Source organism: Legionella gresilensis (assembly GCF_900639865.1).
Classification (GTDB): Bacteria; Pseudomonadota; Gammaproteobacteria; order Legionellales; family Legionellaceae; genus Legionella_C; species Legionella_C gresilensis.
The window spans coordinates 299,904-318,301 of record NZ_CAAAHX010000006.1 but is presented as its reverse complement, the minus strand read 5'-3'; the positions used below and the strand labels follow the sequence as shown (position 1 = coordinate 318,301).

The following is an 18,398-nucleotide window of genomic DNA, read 5'->3' as shown; positions in this document are numbered from 1 at the left end:
TGAACTCTGCCCCGAAGGCGTGATGCGTATTCTACTCATCCTAACTCCCTTGTCAAATACTTTTTTCCTTTTTTTTCATTTTATTTATCCATCGTGCTTTTTTAATAGGCGAACTTTTATGTAAGTGTTATTGCCCAGCCGGGATAAAATAAGGGTTGTTAGAGAAAATACTGCAGAAGGGTGTTAAATCTTACTTCTTACTGCATCCTTAATGCTTCTTAGCATCCTAATAATATATAGACTCTGTATTTTATTTTGTCAAGCCGATTAAATGAAAATCGAAAAGAAGTTCATTTCCTTATATATCAGTAATTTCCTTCGTTTAAAAATGCTGCACCACACTTTAGAAAACGAGTAATTAATTTTACCTTTAACTCTGCGTTAATCGAACTTTTGCAAAACGTCTTTTACCTATCTGCATAATATATGTTTCATTAGGAGATAACGCTAAAGATGGATCACTAATTCGCTCATTATTAATTCGTACTGCGCCCTGACCAATTAAGCGAATAGCTTCAGAAGTACTTTTAGTCAAATTTAATTGTTTAAGAATTTGGGCAATGCTTAAATTTTCTAAGTATTCAAGTCGCTGCTCTATTAAATCTTGTGGTATTTCACCTTTTTGAAATTGCTCTATAAACGCTACATGTGCCTGCTCAGCCTGATCCTTGTTATGAAAACGAGCAATAATTTCTTTAGCAAAGTCTATTTTTATATCACGCGGGTTTAGACCGTTTGCTACCTCACTTTTTAATTTATTAATATGTTCAATAGAGTTAAAGCTAAGTAAATCAATATAACGCCACATTAAATCATCAGAAATAGACATTATCTTACCAAACATACTCTCAGCTGGTTCTGTAATCCCTATGTAATTATTAAGAGATTTAGACATTTTTTTAACACCATCTAACCCTTCGATTAAAGGTGTCATCACAATAACTTGTGGTTCTAAACCATAATGCTTTTGTAATTCTCTTCCCATTAGCAAATTAAATTTTTGATCAGTACCACCTAGCTCGATATCAGCTTTTAAAGCAACCGAATCATATCCCTGCACCAAGGGATAAAGAAATTCATGAATTGCAATAGGCTGCTCTGACTTGTATCGTTTATTAAAATCATCACGCTCTAACATTCTTGCTACTGTTGATGTTGCAGCTAGGCGAATTAAATCGGCAGCATTCATTTTGCCTAACCATTGAGAATTGTAAGCAATTGTTGTTTTATCCGGGTCAAGGATTTTGAATACTTGTTGCTGATAAGTTTTAGAGTTTTCTAAAATAGTTTCTTGGCTTAACGGTATGCGTGTTACATTTTTACCGGTAGGATCACCAATCATTGCTGTAAAATCACCAATCAAAAAGACAACCTGATGACCTAACAATTGAAACTGGCGCAACTTATTTAATAAAACTGTATGTCCTAAATGTAAATCGGGTGCAGTAGGATCAAAACCTGCTTTAATAATTAATGGCTTATTTTTAGCTAATTTTGTTGCAAGTTCTTGTATTGGAAGAATTTCTTCACATCCTCTCTGTAGCTCTTCGCTAACTGTTTCTGCAATAAACATACACGTAAAACCTTTTAATGATTGACCTGACTTCTTACAGCGGGTATCTTAGCCCGGTTATTACATTCTCGCTAGAGGACAAACACTCTGTTAGGATGCAATGATGAATGCTCTAAACCAAACGTGATTTATTATAGCTAAATTATTAACAAAAATGCTATTAACTGGCTCATAAAGCTTACTAAAAATAATAAACCAGGAAGAAATAAATCTATGCTCAAAATAATTAGATGTTGTATATACGCAATCATACTAGGCGTTATGATTAAAAAATAATATTTTCATATGTGGGTATTCGGATAAAGAGGCAAATTATCTGCATGAGCTGTAAATCGACATTAAGGGTATGTGTTTTATTGTTTAGTCACAGCCAAAGTGTTTAGTAGATAGAATTTAAAAGCGTGCTACTAAATCTTTTTAAGAATAAACATAATAAGAGGTATACAAAAAATGGCATGGCTCTTCGCATGGATTGTCACCCCGACTTACTTAATTACCATTTTAAAAATGATAGTAGTAAAGGCGAAACATGGATCAACAACCCAATGTCTCATTAGATAAATCAAGTAAACCTTCAAAAATTTTGGCGTTAATAGCAATCTTAGTCGCATTTGCATTGCCTTTTATTTTAGTAAAAACATTTCATAATAAACAAAAACCATCTTCTAATGATCAAGTTAGTTTACCACTACCTAATATAGAATCTGTTATAGAAGAAACAATTCAGCCGGCAGTACAGCCGCCTGAATTACCTGTTGATACATCTGCAGATGTGACTGTCAAAACAACCGAAACAGAAAAATCTCCATCATCTGACATAGCTAATAGAGAAGCAGCTAAACCACCACCACTAGAAGCACCCCCTAAACAGATAGCGACTGAAATAAAGCAATCTAAATGGCAAATTGTTAAAACACGTGAGCGCGACTCCTTAGCTAATGTATTTAGCCGTGTTGGCTTAAGTGCTAAAACATTACATGCCGTTATGCAAGACGTTACTCAAAAACAAGCGCTAACTAAATTAAAGCCAAATCAAGAATTACAATTTTTAATTAAGAATCAACTTCTAGAAAAAATGATTCTTCCCTATACGGATACTCAGTATTTAGTTATTTATCGTGATAATAAACATTATAAAAGTGAGATCAAATTACGCAAGATGAATAGCTATAATCATTTCTTAACAGCAACTATTAAAGGCTCTTTATACACTACGGCGAAAAGGCAAAACATTCCTTATAAATTAATTCACCAAATGACAGAGATTTTCACATGGGATATTGATTTTGCTAAAGATGTTAAAACGGGTGACCAATTTACTATTATGTACAAAGCCTTTTATGTTGAAAATAAGCTAGTGGGTACAGGTGATATCATTGCTGTTTCCTATAGAAATGGTAATAAGACTTTCCAAGCAATCCGTCATACTGCGCGCTCAGGCGAAATAGATTATTACACCCCACAAGGTACTAGTTTAAAAAAAGCATTTACCCGTTATCCTTTGAAGTTTAGCCATATTAGTTCCACGTTTAGCATGGCTCGTTATCATCCGGTTTTACATTATACTCGTGCTCATAAAGGAATTGATTTAGCTGCTCGAATTGGCACACCTATTCAAGCGACCGGTGATGGTCGAATAGAAATTATTGGTCGTCAAAATGGTTATGGCAATATGATTAAAATTAACCACAATAAACAATTTAGTACGATCTATGGTCATATGCTGAAATTTCAAAAAGGATTAAGTAAAGGAGATTTTGTTAAGCGTGGGCAAGTGATAGGTTATGTTGGTCAAACAGGCTTAGCTTCAGGGCCTCATTGTCATTACGAATTTCATATTAATAATCGCCCTAGAAACCCAGCGACTGTAGACCTACCTCGCGGTAATCCAATTGCTGGAAAAGAATTAGCAGCGTTTCGCGCGAAAGCAACGACAATGCTTGCGCAGTTAAAACTTTTTGAAGATGCACGACTTGCTAGTGTTACAAAGAAAGGAGTAGCTAAACCTGATTCTAGAAAGGCTTAATATTTACAATTAATTTAAGTATTTTTTTAATTACTTATTTTAATTTTTAAGCATTTATAGAATTAAACTTTAGAGCTTCTTAAATAAAATTCTAAAAGAACAATTAAGTAAATAGCAATCGGCAAACCACGATGCTCGCTATAACACCAGTTAAATCAGCAAGAAGACCTGCCGGGATAGCGTGTCGTGTTCGTCTAATACCAATAGCACCAAAATAAACAGCTATAACATAAAAAGTTGTTTCAGTGCTTCCCATCATGGTTGCTGCTGCCTTAGCAATAAATGAATCGCCACCATGTTGGTGAATTAACTCTGCCATAATGCCGGTGGCAGCGCTACCAGAAAAAGGCCTTATCATTGCTAAAGGTAATAATTCTGTAGGCATGCCTAATTTTCCCAACATAGGCGCAAGTAAAGTATTTAATAATGTAAAAAATCCAGATGCCCTTAACATACCAATAGCAACAATCATAGCGATTAAATAAGGCATAATATTTACACTGGTTTCAAAGCCTTGTTTAGCACCTTTCACAAAAGCATCGAAAACATTAACCTTTTTAATCGCAGCATATAAAGGTATACCTGCAACAAAGCTTAAAAACAAGCAATTTGATAACTGATTAACAAGATTAATCATGCGCTTTTAACTCCTTTATTTGATAAACAGGGAGGCGTGCTAACCGTTTTACAGCGACAATGGCCACAATAGTAGAGCAGGTTGTTGCAAGTAGCGAACTTATAATAACGCTACTAGGATGCAAACTACCATTAGCAGCAAGAAAAGCAATGGCTGTAGCAGGAATTAGTTGTACGCTAGATGTATTAATTGCCAGGAAAGTACACATGGCATTAGACGCTTCATCAACATGAGAATTTAAGCGTTGTAATTCTTTCATTGCTCTTAAACCAAAGGGCGTTGCTGCATTAGCAAGACCTAGCATATTAGCAGCAATATTTAATATCATAGCTCCCATTGCGGGATGCTCAGCAGGTACATCTGGAAATAAGGGCCGCATAATAGGTTTAAGTAACCGTGCAAATTTATTAACTAAACCAGACTCCGCTGCTATTTCCATAATGCCTAACCAAAATGCCATAATTCCAGCCAAGCCTAGGGCAATTTCAAAACCGAGCTTGGCTGAATCAGTTACTGCCTGTACAACCTGATCCAGCCGCCCTTGAATAATTCCTACAACCACTGAAAGCAAAATCATACTTAGCCATATTATATTTAACACTCTTGCCCTCCAGATTTATCCTCGGTAAGCTTATTTACTTTAAATCTTTTTTGTAAAGATATGATAATGACCTATTCAGCAAAATTTAAATACGTAGTTTATTTGATTATTTTACTTATTTCTTTGCCTTTAGCTGCAAATGATTTGGCAGAAGAAGAGGCTAATTTAACTATTGAGCAACTATATCATACCCCTAATAGCAACATGAACTTGGATATGGTTACTCGAATTGATGAAATTAGCGCTTTTTTTCTGGGTAAGCCTTATATCTTAGGTTCTCTAGGCGAAGGAGCGACAGCTTTATTTGATCAATTTCCTCAATATCGTACTGATGGTTTTGATTGCGAAACGTATGTAACTACTGTTATTGCTTTAGCGTTTGCTAATGAATTAAATGATTTTAAGGAATGTTTAAAGAAAATTCGTTACTTTGAAGGTCAGGTTGATTATTTAACTCGGAACCATTTTACAGGTCTTGATTGGAATTATAATAATCAGCGCCAAGGTTTTTTTAAAGATATAACAACTAGTTTTAGAGATAAAAATAATCAATCAATAGCACAAATTGCGACAGCTGTAATAGATAAACCAGCTTGGTACAAATTTAAGTCCGCAGAAACTATTCGTTTAAAGCAAAAGGATAATCAAGAGCAAGCAAAGCGGCTTGAAAAATTAAAACAAATGGGTAGTCGACTTCCACGTAGTAAAGAGCAAGTGCCCTATTTACCTCTTACTGCTTTCTTTAATAAAAAAGGTGAGCCTAACTATAATTTATTTAATCAAATTCCTAACGGAGCAATTATTGAAATTGTTCGACCTAATTGGGAGCTGAACAAAAAAATCGGTACTAATCTTAATATTTCCCACCTAGGATTTGCATTCCGAAAAGATGACCAGCTTATCTTTAGACAAGCTTCTTCTGAGTATGGCAAAGTCATTGATGTTTCTTTAATTAACTATTTAAAAGAAGCGACTAAAAGTCCTACGATTAAAGGTATTAATGTACAAACCATTATACCTAGTAAGCCCTTAAATAATGGCTGCAATTTATCTAATAAATAAATGATTTATTCTCAATAGCGTCTCTAAACTAGACTTCTTTCAAAACTCGCTGCAAAGTGGCCATTGCAGTAGAGTTTCCAAAGAAGTCTACTAAGCTTCTGATTGCGAAATTAGAAGTAATGCTTAATAATGGAAAAATTCACTTGTACAAGGAGTGGGAATGTTAAGTAGGTTCTTTTCCCAACAGTTAACTGTATTGAGCCTTACAACGCTTTTATTTAGTGGTTGCTCCCGCTACGAACCACCCTATAATAATTTTCAACCTTATAATCGTGTTGGTAGGGATTTTGTCGTAGGTGCAACCGCAGGGACCGTTGTCGGTGCTGTTGTAGGTGGGACAGTCGGCACAACGCTTGCTGGTACCGCCATTGGCGCAGCCACTGTAGTTGGGCATGGCCTTTATAAAAATAGTAGGCAATATATGTTAAGAGAACTACAACGAGCTGATGTCCAATATGTTAAATATGGCGATACGACGACATTAATTGTACCTACGGACAGATATTTTCGCTTTAATTCAGCTAAACTCAATGAGCTTTGTTATCGAGGCTTAATGCTTATTGCTAGCGTCATTAAAATATCTTGCCCGATTGGCCCAGTTTATGTTGCTGGTTTCACTGATAATGTAGGTTCACGCTATCATAAAAACACCCTTACTCAAGCACGAGCAGAAGCCATGTTAACATTTCTATGGGCGAATAATATTCACGCTAGGCGCCTTAATGCTGAAGGTTATGGTGATAAATACCCAGTATCGGATAATCGATTAATTCATGGTAGCGCACAAAATCGTCGCTTAGAAATTCAATGTGCAAATACACCTATTATTTCTGCACCGCCAGCCTACGTTGGCATGACGAAATAAACTTCCTCTAAAACTGCTAGTGAGGAGACAAAGTCAGACGAAAAAAGGGCTGAAAAAGTACCGTATCCTAAAGTATATGAGCATCCCCATCTACATGGGGACAGGCTTTTAAGACCTTTTTTCAGATGAGATTGCCCCTCAATGATGGTTTCTAAAGAAGTCTAATAAAATTTTAACAGTGTGACTGGCTTTTAAATAGTAACACTGTTAAGGTAGAGCCATACTTAATAAACTGGATTAATGAAAAAAAGGATTTTAAGTAGTAGATATTGTTGTTAATTGAGAATTAAATGAATTTAAAGTTTATTGGTGGCATCCTACTTATTGTTGGTACATCTATTGGTGGAGGAATGCTGGCATTACCTGTTGCAACCGCAGCCGCAGGTTTTTGGTCTTCATCAATTTTTCTATTGTTATGCTGGGCTATAATGACCCTCGGTGCTTTGTTCATTCTAGAAGCTAATCTATATTTACCACCTGGTAAACATATGGTCTCTATGGCAGCTGCAACACTGGGTAATTCGGGTTTATTAGTTGCTTGGTTAAGTTATCTTTTTTTACTCTACACTCTCTTATCTGCCTACATTTCAGGTGGGGCTGATGTTATGGGTAGCCTATTTTCGCGGGTTGGGATATCTCTACAGGAATGGCAAAGTAGCCTTCTATTTACTCTTTTATTTGGTTCTATTGTTTACAGTGGCATACATAAAGTCGATTTATTAAATCGAGCCCTGATGTTTGGTAAGCTAGCTGTTTATTTGATTTTAGTTATTCTAATTGCACCGCATGTTCATATGGTGAATTTAGCAGAAGGTAATTATCGTTATATTAATGCAAGTATTATGATCTTAATTACCTCATTTGGCTTTGCTATTATTGTACCTAATTTGCGAGATTATTTTAATGATGATCTTATTACTTTACGTAAAGTCATTTTAATTGGCTCATTAATACCCTTAATTTGTTATTTAGCTTGGAATGCCGTTATTATTGGCTCGTTACCCGCACAAGGCGAAAAGGGACTGGCTGCTTTGATGCAAAGTGAACATACTACTAGTGATTTAGCAAACGTATTATCCTCTACAGTACAAAGTACAACAATCAATACCTTTTTTAATTTCTTCACTTCTATTTGTATGTTAACTGCTTTCTTAGGTGTTGCGCTTTGTTTAATTAGCTTTTTAGCAGACGGTCTTAAAGTAGAACAGAAAGGTCGCAACGGGTTATTACTTTTTATTTTAACCTTTCTACCTCCTCTCTTAATTGTAATTTATTATCCAGGCGCCTATATTCATGCACTTAATTATGCTGGAATAATTTGTGTTATTTTATTACTTCTTCTTCCAGCTTTAATGGTAGCTTATGGTAGAAAAAAGTTTACCGGGCGATATCAAGTTCTAGGCGGTTTTTGTACACCTTGGGCTATCATAATTATCTCAATAATTCTTTTAATCAACGCCATAATACAGGTGTTTTGATTATAAATATTACTTAGGGAATATACGTAAGTAGATTGACAATTTAACAAATAAAAGATAGGATATTGGTTTAATGTTAAACAAAGAGATTGGTTTTGTGTCAAAGTCAAAGTTCATTGGGGGAACGCTATTAATTGTAGGGACTTCTATTGGTGGCGGGATGCTAGCCTTACCCGTTTCAACAGCTGGCGCAGGATTTACCAATTCTATCTTTTTTTTAATATTTTGCTGGCTAATTATGACTATTGGCGCTTTATTAATTTTAGAAGTTAATTTACGCCTTCCAGCGGGTAGTAATATGGTGTCTATGGCTAAATCTACGCTTGGCTTACCTGGACAAATTATCGCCTGGCTTACCTACTTATTTTTACTTTATACCCTTCTATCAGCCTATATTTCAGGGGGTAGTGATGTTTTTGATGGCCTATTACAACGATTACATTATAATTTGCCTGCTTGGCTGACATCTTTGTTATTTACCTTCTTTTTTAGTTTAATCGTTTATGCAGGTATTAGTGCGGTTGATTATGTTAACCGGGGTCTGATGTTCGGTAAATTAGGTATTTATTTATTGCTAGTTATTATTATTAGCCCACATGTTGATCTTAGCTCCTTAAGAGGAGGCTCAGCACAAGCCATCACCGGTAGTTTAATGATTTTAGTTACATCATTTGGCTTTGCATCAATTGTTCCAAGCTTACGAGATTATTTTAAAGATGATATTACCACCTTAAGGCGAGTAATCCTTATTGGTTCACTAGTACCTCTTATTTGTTATATCATTTGGGACGCGGTTATTATGGGTGTAGTCCAACGAGGCGGCGAAAATGGCCTCTTAGCACTTATGAATAGTAATCATGCTACAAGCGGTCTTACTGAAGCATTAAGTGATGTTGTACAAAATACTTGGATTACGGGTTTCTTTGGTTTTTTTACCTCTATTTGTATGATTACAGCTTTTTTAGGTGTATCTATAGGCTTATTTGACTTTTTAGCAGATGGATTATCGTTAAGGAAAACGGGCCTACAAGGCAAATGGGTACTTGCCCTTACTTTTCTACCGCCATTAGCAATTGTCTTGATCAATCCAGGTATTTACTTACATGCACTAAGTTATGCAGGTGTATGTTGTGTAATACTTTTATTGCTTTTGCCTTCTATAATGACCTGGCGTGCCCGTAAATTAGATACAAACCAAAATTCGCACATGGTACCAGGTGGTAATTTTACATTAATTTTAGTTATGATTATTGCAATATTTCTGCTTACAATTGCTGTTTAAATCCAGAAAGTGTTGTCAGTATTGTTGACATTAAATAGAGTTCGAGCATAGCATGATGCCTTGTTTAAGTTTAATAGGTCATTGATGGGAATTGATGCAATACGTCTCTTAGTAGGAGATGATCTAAATGCTGTAAATGATTTAATTATGGAGAAAATTCAATCTCCAATTAAACTTATGAATGATATTGCTGAGTATGTAATTCAGGGTGGGGGCAAGAGAATAAGATGTTTATTAGTTCTTCTCGTTAGTCGGGCTTGTAATTATCAAGGCAAAGAACATATTATATTGGCCGCTATGGTTGAGTTTTTTCATACCGCAACGCTTTTACATGATGATGTGCTAGATGTTTCCACTTTACGACGTGGCAGGAAAACAGCTAATACTTTATGGGGGAACAAAGCTAGTATTTTAGCTGGTGATTTTCTATTTATTAAACACCTAGAACTCATGGTTGAATTAGGTGATATCCGTATTATTCAACTCTTAATTAGTATCGCTCCTCAAATAGGCAATGGTGAAATACAGCAATTTTCTAGCGTTTACCGTACTGATATTAGTGTTGAGGAATATTTTGATTCAATCAGAGCTAAAACAGCACTTCTTTTTGCTGCAGCCTCCAAACTTGGAGCACTTATTAGTAAAACTGATATTAAGATTCAACAGGGTTTATACAACTATGGTTTACAGTTAGGAACAGCTTTTCAATTAATTGATGATGCCATAGATTATTGCTCTGACGCAGAAATAATGGGAAAAAATATTGGCGATGACTTAGCAAGTGGAAAAACGACACTACCTCTAATTTATGCGTTACAACAAGGTAATCAAGCTCAACAAAAGATTATAAAGCAAAGTATTGAACAAGGCTCGCTGGAACTGTTGCCACAAATCCTTGAAATTTTAGCTGAAACAGGCGCAATTAAGTACACTTTTAATTTAGCTGCTCTAAAAGTTGAGTCGGCTATTGCATCATTAAACGTGCTTCCTAATTCTACCTACAAAGAAGCTTTGCAAGAATTAGCTCAATATGTTCTTGAGCGCAAAAATTAGGATCTCTTAATCATTTTGGTGATGAAATTAACCACAAAATTTTTTCAATAAGATTATTAGATTTGGTTATTTAAGATATATTTAAATTTTTAGAAATCCGAATATATTTTAATAAATTATATTAAAGCCTCTAGTTCACATCATGACATAAGCAATTACTATGTCTTTGAGGGAAAATATGCATACAGTAATTAATGAATTAATATATCCAATTTGGGGCGCTGAACAATGGATTCAAGAAGGATGGAACAAGCTAACGTCGGAAGAAAAACAAGACATTAATAGACGCCTAGAACAGTTTTTCAGTAATGGCCTTCCTTTTAAATTAAAACATGAGAAACAACTATATATCTACATGTTCTCTTTAATGGCGCAGTTAGAAGTGTTGGCTATTCAATTACCTTTACGATTTGCTGAAAAAATTGCGAATCCTTTTTTAAAAGAAAAACTACGAGCTCAGCTACTTGATGAGATATTCCACGCAATAATATTCACGAGAGTCGCTTTTACTTTATCTGCTCCCCACCATTTTCCACCTACCTATAATGAAAAAATTGAAAAAATCTGTTGCTACGTTCGCTCGATTGAATGTCCTAAAATAGGTTTGGCTGTTATGAACCTAGTATGTGAAGGCTTGGTAGAAGAAATATTTTCAGCTATGTACAATAATGATGTCGCTCGCGAACTATTTGAGATTATATTGAACGACGAACATAGGCACGTTTCCGAAACAGAATTATATAAAGAAATTGGTTTACCACAAACAGACATTCTTGAAGAAGAATTAAGCAAGCTAGAGTCACTTGTTATTTCTGCTTTTTTGTCTCAACCACAATATGCCACTGCAATAACTGCATTACTTACCCCACAAGGGAGAGAAAATCTTGTTAGAGAGCTATATGAAAAGCACAAAAGTCAATTAAAGAAAATTAATATGACACCTAGTGAAGAATGGGAGCTAGCATTTCATTTAGATAATTACCTTAGTCAAGAATTCAAGCCTCAAGTTAATGAAATCAGAAATGAGGTTTATCAAGAGATCTCTGAAATAGAGATGTCACCCATGCGTAAAGCATTAATAACTGAGTTCAATTTTACTGGCGATCCAATAATGACAGCTCAGTTTAATTTAGATATTAGCAATTTTGGTTTTTTTGATCATAAGTATCCGCACGAATTGTTAACCGCCCTAGTGATGCAAGCAATAAGTTATGTCCTTATTTCACATGATCAATTACGTAATTTTCTTAGTTATAAAAAAATGCACTCTATTAAGGGTGCATATGTATCAATTATAGAAAAGTTACCTAATTGTTCTGATCAAATAGGGACGATTGGTTTTAGAAATTGTCATGAATTTAATGTAGAAAGCTTAGTAGAAAAGATTGAACGACACAAAAAGATAATGGTAGAAGCCTATAAAAAACGTACCCAACTGGAATTAGAATCTCCTGCATTAAAAGATAGTTCTGAGACACTACTTTATAATGGTGACTATGATGTTTATCCTTTTCCAGCTCCGGGAAGCTATGGTGTTTATTTAAGTAATGTTGGGCCTTTGGGGTATACTAAGGCGAAAGCACCTTTAGCAAAACATATGGGACTCAGTGCTATTTTATTGGCTGTAACAAGAACACAGACATGGAATAATGACTCAAAATCATTTGAAATTAAAGATTTCCTACCTATCTCTTTTAGTATCGACATACGGATTTTTGATGGCTTAGTGCCTATACCTCAGTTAGTTAATGAGGCATTCCAACTCATGCTAAAAAAAATGGATAAAGAAAAAAAGGAATTTTTAGAAACAGGTAATTTATCTGAAAGTAACTATAATAGATTAACGGATAAAATTTCCGATATTCTCTTAACAGAAAACAAATTATTTAATCGCAGGAAAATATTTTCTTATTTAATGAGCAATGCAGCACTGATTAGGAAATTGAAGCGCTTATATGCCGATGAAATTAAAAATGAGGGTTTAGATATATCAGATTATATTGCTAAGCACTTAATGAAGGACTATTCAAAATTTGAAATGGATGAATGGATTGAAAACCAACATCTTATGAAATTGGTTGATAAATTATTGCATGAGAATAGAGAGCTTGGATATAGAGTATTGTGCTTGATGCAAACTGCTACTTTTGATTATATAGATCTCGAGGCCACTTTTAATAATCTTTATCAAAAAGTTGCAAATGGCCGCTTACATAAATTAGCCAAGCTATTACCTAAAATTGTTGGATAATATCTACGAGAATAAATAATGAATACAACGAAATTTAAAAAAATGGTTGAAAGCCTTATTATGACGCCTAGCCTTTATATTGGTTTCGTTATTGGATCTCTTTTAGGTGCTATAGGAGGCGGCTTAGGTGGAGGAATTACAGGCGCTATTACCGGTTATTTATACAAAGGAGCGCTAATTCAACAATTTAATGTATGTACTCTATGTCCTGCAGTTCTTTTAGGATACCCTATTTCTGCAGCTACCATCGATTTATTAGTAGTCACCTTAATTGGATTAACGCTTGGTAGTGGCTTAGGAGGTATTGGAACAGGCCTTTCTACTGCATTATGTGTTTACCTTAATAAAAAACTACCTGTTAGCCTATCTAATGAAACTATTCGGCCACTAATCAAATTTTGTTATATAGTTGCTGGTGTATTAAGCCTTAGTATACTTTTAGGTGCGCTACTTGGTCTTGGAGCTCGTCTTTTATTTGGGCCTGCAATTGGAGCAATTTTTGGATTTGGACTTACTTTATTATATATTATAAATTGGATACGCCATCAATAAAGTAATTGCCATATAACAACCTATAATTTAGTAAGCTAGTTTAATATTGGAATTCTTCATAAATTGTCAGTGAAGTTTATTAGTTAATTAGAGATAAATATTTTTTATGACAAAAGTTAAGCCTTTTCTTAAATGGGCTGGTAGTAAATTTCGCTGCCTTGATATTATTCTTTCTGCACTTCCTCAAGCTAAGCGTTTAATAGAACCTTTTGCTGGTTCTGGCGCTATCTTTATTAATTCTAATTACTCTAATTATCTATTAGCAGAACAAAACCAAGATCTTATTCTTGTGTTTCAAGCATTACAGCAAGAAGGATTAAATTTTATTAATTTCTGTGAACAATTTTTTACGCCAGGGAATAATTCAGCTGATCGTTATTATCAATTAAGAGAGCAATTTAATCACTGTAAGCGCCCTCGATTACGAGCCGCTTTATTCCTATATTTAAATCGGCATGGTTATAACGGTTTGTGTCGCTACAATAAAAAAGGAATATATAACGTTCCTTTTGGACGCTACACTAAACCTTATTTTCCACGCGCAGAAATGTTATTTTTTTACGAAAAAAGCCAAGCAGTAAAATTTTTGCAAAGTGATTTTAGAGCAACTTTTAAGCTTGCAGAACCAGGCGATATCATTTATTGTGATCCACCCTATGTGCCTTTATCGGCTAGTGCAAATTTTTCCTCTTATACCCAATTTAAATTTAGCGAGCAAGATCATATAGAGCTTGCACAATTAGCAAAATACAGTGCCAGTCAGGGGATAACCGTTATTGTTTCTAATCATGATACAGCATTTACCCGATATCACTACCAAGATAGTGATATCATTTCTTTCCCTGTTAAACGTTTTATTAGCTGCCAATCACTAAGCCGTAGACCCGCTCAGGAGCTCATGGCTATTTTTAAAGCCAATGCTTCAAATCAATAAGTTAGCTAGAAAGTATTTAGCTAAATTGTATTTGAACGAAAATCTTTCATAAAGAATGCTAATATCGTCACTAATAATAATGAAATGGGTAAAACTGATAAAGCTAATTGATAATCAACGACTGTATAAATGTGTTCCCCAGCGACAACATTACTATCACCAAACATATCAAGTAATTTACCAACTAACGGCTGAAAGATAACGCCGCCTAAGGTTACAATCATATTCACTGCCGCAAATACAGTTCCAGATAGCTGAGCGCCACTATTTTCTTTTGCCATGATAAAAACAATAATTTCAGTTGAGCTAAAAACACCATATAGGAATAATAGTACGTTAAGGGCAGTGTACGATAGGCCTGGATAATACAACACTAAACTTATACAAATTAAACCCATGATAGCCCCAACTACTAAGGGTAATACGCGCCGTCCACTTTGATCTGATAAATAACCTACTAAAGGTGCGCCTACTGCCCATCCTAAAAACATGGCTGAAACAGTTTTTGCAGCTTCAACTTTGGTTAAGTGATGGGCCTGTTCTAGGTAACTTTTACCCCACAGCTCGCCAAAAACAGATAAAGAAGTATAAAGACAGGCGCCCACAAGCCCAATTAACCATACTTGTGGCGAAGAAAGTACATGCCATACTTTCATAAAAAATTCTGGTAAAGGATAGCCATGCTTTTTATGGCCAGTCGGACCATCCCGTACAACAAGAGAAATCACTATTGTTAAAACAGCACCAATGATTATCATTAAACGAAGAACATGTAGCCAGCCAAAATCAACTGCAATATCCGTAATTTTTACTTCCCCATAAACTAATCCCAACATACCTAATGTTGTTATCAATCCTGCCATTAAGGAAAAATACTTTTTAGGTAGCCAGCTCAGTGCTAAAGATAAAACGCCAACAAAGGCAAAAGAAGATCCAAAACCAACTAAAAATCGACCACATCCAGCAACTAACATAGATGAAATATTAGTAAACATCCACGAACCAAGTGTGCAACATAAACAAGCAAAAGTTAATAATTTATGTGGCCCATACCGATCCATGAGCATACCTACAGGTAATTGCATCGGCGAATAAGCAAAATAATAAAATGCAGACAATTGCCCAAAGGTAGTCGCTGAAATATGGCCGAAAGCCGCACTCAATTCACTTTGTAGCGCACCAGGTATAATCCTTAGAACAAATTCATAACAGTAAAAGAATGCACCTACGGCGCAAACAAGACTACCAAAAATGGCTTGGCTTTTACTGACCGTTTTAATCATTTGTAATTGCATAAGTCTCTTTCAGAAAAAAGGTTAAAATAGCAGCAATAATAATTCCTAACGGAATCACTGATAATGCAAATTGATAATCATCAGCCGTGTATAAACTATGAAGCTTACCAAAGCCTAATTTATCCGCAGATATTACTATATTTGCATGAGAAGCTAGGCTAAAATCTAATAATCGGCCCACTAAAGGCTGTAAAAACATCGCACCAAACATAACTATCATGTTAGTTAAAGCCATAGCCGTCCCAGCCGCCTCATTTGGGCTAAGCTCTCTTCCAACAGCGAAAACGATACATTGTGCACTGTAAAAAAGACCTAACAAAAACATTAAAATTTGAATACTTAATTCATTTAGATTAGGCAAATATAATACAGCCATCATAATGATGGCAGCGCCTGATGCACCAATTAATAAGGGTAATTTACGTCTTTTTATTTTATCTGAAATAAATCCCATTAGAGGTGCGCCAATTGTAAAACCAAGAAAAAGCAGAGAGTTGGCAAAATCAGCACTCGCTGAAGTCAAGTGATGAGCATGCTTTAAATAAGGAATACCCCATAACTCAGCAAAGACAGTAGTCGGTAAATAAACTAAGCAACCAATTGCACCGTTTATCCACATTTGTTTATTTTTAATAATAAGTCCCAGATCAATCATACTTTTATGAAAGCTGGCAATCGTGCCACTAGGGCCTTCTGCTTTACTTTTATCGCGAATACCTAACCATAATACAAATGCTAGAAATAAACCAAAATAAGCTGTCATCTCGACTGTAGGACGCCAGCCAATTTTAGTTACAAACTCACCTAATAAATTATCTCCCAACATAGCACCGATTGTGCCTAATGCTGCAGCAAGACCTGACACTAAAGCAAGCTTATCTTCTGGTAACCAAATAGTAGCTAATTTTAATACCCCTACAAAGGCAAAAGCAGAACCAAAACCAACTAAAAAACGACCTAAAGCTGCTACCCAGATAATAGATGTACTTGCAAATAAAAAAGTCCCTATAGCACAAACAAAACAAGCAAAAGTAAGTAAACGCCTAGGACCAAAGCGATCTAATAAAATACCGACAGGTACTTGCATTGGAACATAAGCGTAATAATAAAACGCTGATAAAAACCCAAAGCCTGTTGCAGATAAGTGAAAATGCGCGCGCAGCGCGGGCTCCATCACACTAGGCGATATTCTTAATAAATATTCATAACTATAATAAATAGCGCCAAGCCCACAAATTAACCAAGCACTGAGAAAATACCTTTTACTACTATTACTATGCAAAATAAGCTCCTTAACGTGAGGTTAAGTACCATATCCTTTGGTTTAAAATCATTATATTAATACTGATAGCCTTCTAGCTAATCACGGTTGTATAGAGCGGCTTACACCACTTGCTATTGCTGCTTTTGCTACAGCTTGAGCTACTCGTTCTCTTAAGCGAGGATCAATGGGCTTAGGAATAATATAATTAGGCCCAAATTCCCAGTCTGAAACACCTGGATAGTTATCTTTTACAATTTGCGGTACGGGTTCTAAGGCTAATGACCGAATTGCGTCAACCGCGGCAATTTGCATCGACCGATTAATGCATGTAGCACGAACATCAAGCGCGCCACGAAAGATATAAGGAAAACAAAGTACATTGTTAACTTGATTAGGATAATCACTACGGCCAGTTGCAATGATAAGATCATTACGAACCTGATAAGCAAATTCTGGTTTAATTTCTGGATCAGGATTAGATAAAGCAAAGATAACAGGTTTTGCTGCCATTAAGTTTAAAAGCTCAGCACTTAAAAGGTCTGGCTTTGCAACACCAATAAAAACATCTGCACCTACTAACGCATCAGCAAGAGTACGTTTGTCTGTTGTGCGAGCAAAAGCAAATTTATAAGCATTTAAATCTTCTCGTCCTGAATGAACAATGCCCTTAGTATCAAGAAGATAAATATTTTCTTTACATGCTCCTAATGCTACTAGTAACTGCATTGAGGCAATACCAGCAGCCCCTGCTCCAATACATACTATACGAGCATCTTTTAAAGATTTATTTTGTAAATCTAAGGCATTGAGTAAGCCTGCTGCAACAACAATAGCGGTACCATGTTGATCATCATGAAAAACAGGAATATCTAATTGCTCTATAAGTGCTCTTTCAACTTCAAAACATTCTGGTGCTTTAATATCTTCTAAGTTTATACCACCAAACGTTGGTGAAATACGCTTAATTGTTGTAATAAACTCCTGGGTACTTGCAGCCTCAATTTCAATATCAAATGCATCAATGTCTGCAAATCGTTTAAATAATACTGCTTTGCCTTCCATTACAGGTTTACTTGCCAATGCGCCTACATCGCCTAAACCAAGAACTGCAGTACCATTTGTAATAACCGCAACTAGGTTACCTTTAGAGGTGTAGCGAAACGCATTATCTGGATTCTCTACTATTGCTAGTACGGGTTCAGCAACACCTGGCGTATACGCTAACGATAAATCGTCTTGCGAATTAGTCGGTTTCGTAATATGCATACCAAGTTTTCCTGGTGTTGGGAACGCATGATAATGCAAGGCACGTTGAGCTAATAAATTTTTATCCAATGTGCTTACTCTCTTTTCATAGGACTTAGCGAAAAATCATATAGAAAAATAATAAATATGAACAGTCATTTTCAGGAAAAAGGCACATTTTATTGCGCCTTTAAGTGTGTATGCAAATTTAACATACAAGAAACAGCTAATTTTTTACATTAGTGGTTCAATTTTTGATCATAAAAGCTATTTCAGTTAA

At 35.3% G+C, this 18,398-nt stretch carries 15 protein-coding genes; 9 read left to right on the top strand and 6 right to left on the bottom strand.

The annotated features are described in order from the left end of the window. Positions 1-370: 370 nt before the first annotated feature. Positions 371-1,573 carry a tyrosine--tRNA ligase gene (gene tyrS / locus E1P04_RS09950; protein ID WP_131782752.1) on the bottom strand — a complete coding sequence of 401 codons (1,203 nt, stop codon included), beginning with the start codon at positions 1,571-1,573 and terminating at the stop codon, positions 371-373. A gap of 529 nt (positions 1,574-2,102) precedes the next feature. Here tyrS and E1P04_RS09945 point away from each other — a divergent pair. Then, entirely contained in the window at positions 2,103-3,599 is a 1,497-nt protein-coding gene (locus tag E1P04_RS09945) for a peptidoglycan DD-metalloendopeptidase family protein (RefSeq protein WP_131782751.1), read from the top strand. A gap of 103 nt (positions 3,600-3,702) precedes the next feature. On the opposite strand, the gene E1P04_RS09940 is transcribed toward E1P04_RS09945, so the two are convergent. Next, complete coding sequence (locus tag E1P04_RS09940) at positions 3,703-4,236, bottom strand: spore maturation protein (protein WP_131782750.1); 534 nt, start codon at positions 4,234-4,236, stop codon at positions 3,703-3,705. Next, positions 4,229-4,837: a nucleoside recognition domain-containing protein gene (locus E1P04_RS09935; protein ID WP_131782749.1), complete on the bottom strand. Its 609-nt coding sequence runs from the start codon at positions 4,835-4,837 to the stop codon at positions 4,229-4,231. The genes E1P04_RS09940 and E1P04_RS09935 overlap by 8 nt, the downstream gene beginning before the upstream one ends. 60 nt (positions 4,838-4,897) lie before the next feature. Between E1P04_RS09935 and E1P04_RS09930 the strand changes: the two genes are divergently transcribed. The 8 genes from E1P04_RS09930 to E1P04_RS09895 all read left to right on the top strand — a co-directional run bounded on the left by E1P04_RS09930 (position 4,898) and on the right by E1P04_RS09895 (position 14,314). Next, positions 4,898-5,899 carry an N-acetylmuramoyl-L-alanine amidase-like domain-containing protein gene (locus E1P04_RS09930; protein ID WP_131782748.1) on the top strand — a complete coding sequence of 334 codons (1,002 nt, stop codon included), beginning with the start codon at positions 4,898-4,900 and terminating at the stop codon, positions 5,897-5,899. A gap of 160 nt (positions 5,900-6,059) precedes the next feature. After that, positions 6,060-6,764, top strand: a complete 705-nt coding sequence (cmpA, locus tag E1P04_RS09925) for a C-OmpA-like family protein CmpA (protein ID WP_165482734.1) — start codon at positions 6,060-6,062, stop codon at positions 6,762-6,764. Positions 6,765-7,054: 290 nt separating this feature from the next. Further along, a complete protein-coding gene (locus E1P04_RS09920) occupies positions 7,055-8,242 on the top strand; it encodes an amino acid permease (RefSeq protein ID WP_131782747.1) in 1,188 nt (395 codons plus the stop codon). 97 nt (positions 8,243-8,339) lie between these two features. Then, positions 8,340-9,524 carry an amino acid permease gene (locus tag E1P04_RS09915; protein ID WP_165482738.1) on the top strand — a complete coding sequence of 395 codons (1,185 nt, stop codon included), beginning with the start codon at positions 8,340-8,342 and terminating at the stop codon, positions 9,522-9,524. A gap of 84 nt (positions 9,525-9,608) precedes the next feature. Next, positions 9,609-10,577, top strand: a complete 969-nt coding sequence (locus E1P04_RS09910; protein WP_131782745.1) for a polyprenyl synthetase family protein — start codon at positions 9,609-9,611, stop codon at positions 10,575-10,577. A gap of 178 nt (positions 10,578-10,755) precedes the next feature. Then, positions 10,756-12,828 carry a hypothetical protein gene (locus E1P04_RS09905; protein WP_131782744.1) on the top strand — a complete coding sequence of 691 codons (2,073 nt, stop codon included), beginning with the start codon at positions 10,756-10,758 and terminating at the stop codon, positions 12,826-12,828. 18 nt (positions 12,829-12,846) lie between these two features. Then, entirely contained in the window at positions 12,847-13,380 is a 534-nt protein-coding gene (locus E1P04_RS09900; RefSeq protein ID WP_131782743.1) for a hypothetical protein, read from the top strand. A 106-nt stretch (positions 13,381-13,486) separates the two neighbouring features. After that, positions 13,487-14,314: a Dam family site-specific DNA-(adenine-N6)-methyltransferase gene (locus E1P04_RS09895; protein WP_131782742.1), complete on the top strand. Its 828-nt coding sequence runs from the start codon at positions 13,487-13,489 to the stop codon at positions 14,312-14,314. 20 nt (positions 14,315-14,334) lie between these two features. Here the strand turns inward: E1P04_RS09895 and E1P04_RS09890 are convergent, their stop codons facing one another. From E1P04_RS09890 to E1P04_RS09880, 3 genes are all read right to left on the bottom strand, one after another. Then, entirely contained in the window at positions 14,335-15,609 is a 1,275-nt protein-coding gene (locus E1P04_RS09890) for an MFS transporter (RefSeq protein ID WP_131782741.1), read from the bottom strand. Further along, a complete protein-coding gene (locus E1P04_RS09885; RefSeq protein WP_242604424.1) occupies positions 15,590-16,891 on the bottom strand; it encodes an MFS transporter in 1,302 nt (433 codons plus the stop codon). The genes E1P04_RS09890 and E1P04_RS09885 overlap by 20 nt, the downstream gene beginning before the upstream one ends. A gap of 81 nt (positions 16,892-16,972) precedes the next feature. Continuing rightward, positions 16,973-18,208, bottom strand: coding sequence for a malic enzyme-like NAD(P)-binding protein (locus E1P04_RS09880; RefSeq protein ID WP_131782740.1), 1,236 nt, complete (start codon positions 18,206-18,208; stop codon positions 16,973-16,975). Between the last annotated feature and the right edge of the window lie 190 nt (positions 18,209-18,398).

What these genes read in the sequence shown, in the direction of transcription:
- tyrS (WP_131782752.1), bottom strand. Translation starts at nt 1,573, where the DNA reads ATGTTTATTGCAGAAACAGTTAGCGAAGAGCTACAGAGAGGATGTGAA.
- E1P04_RS09945 (WP_131782751.1), top strand. Translation starts at nt 2,103, where the DNA reads ATGGATCAACAACCCAATGTCTCATTAGATAAATCAAGTAAACCTTCA.
- E1P04_RS09940 (WP_131782750.1), bottom strand. Translation starts at nt 4,236, where the DNA reads ATGATTAATCTTGTTAATCAGTTATCAAATTGCTTGTTTTTAAGCTTT.
- E1P04_RS09930 (WP_131782748.1), top strand. Translation starts at nt 4,898, where the DNA reads ATGATAATGACCTATTCAGCAAAATTTAAATACGTAGTTTATTTGATT.
- cmpA (WP_165482734.1), top strand. Translation starts at nt 6,060, where the DNA reads ATGTTAAGTAGGTTCTTTTCCCAACAGTTAACTGTATTGAGCCTTACA.
- E1P04_RS09920 (WP_131782747.1), top strand. Translation starts at nt 7,055, where the DNA reads ATGAATTTAAAGTTTATTGGTGGCATCCTACTTATTGTTGGTACATCT.
- E1P04_RS09910 (WP_131782745.1), top strand. Translation starts at nt 9,609, where the DNA reads ATGGGAATTGATGCAATACGTCTCTTAGTAGGAGATGATCTAAATGCT.
- E1P04_RS09905 (WP_131782744.1), top strand. Translation starts at nt 10,756, where the DNA reads ATGCATACAGTAATTAATGAATTAATATATCCAATTTGGGGCGCTGAA.
- E1P04_RS09900 (WP_131782743.1), top strand. Translation starts at nt 12,847, where the DNA reads ATGAATACAACGAAATTTAAAAAAATGGTTGAAAGCCTTATTATGACG.
- E1P04_RS09895 (WP_131782742.1), top strand. Translation starts at nt 13,487, where the DNA reads ATGACAAAAGTTAAGCCTTTTCTTAAATGGGCTGGTAGTAAATTTCGC.
- E1P04_RS09890 (WP_131782741.1), bottom strand. Translation starts at nt 15,609, where the DNA reads ATGCAATTACAAATGATTAAAACGGTCAGTAAAAGCCAAGCCATTTTT.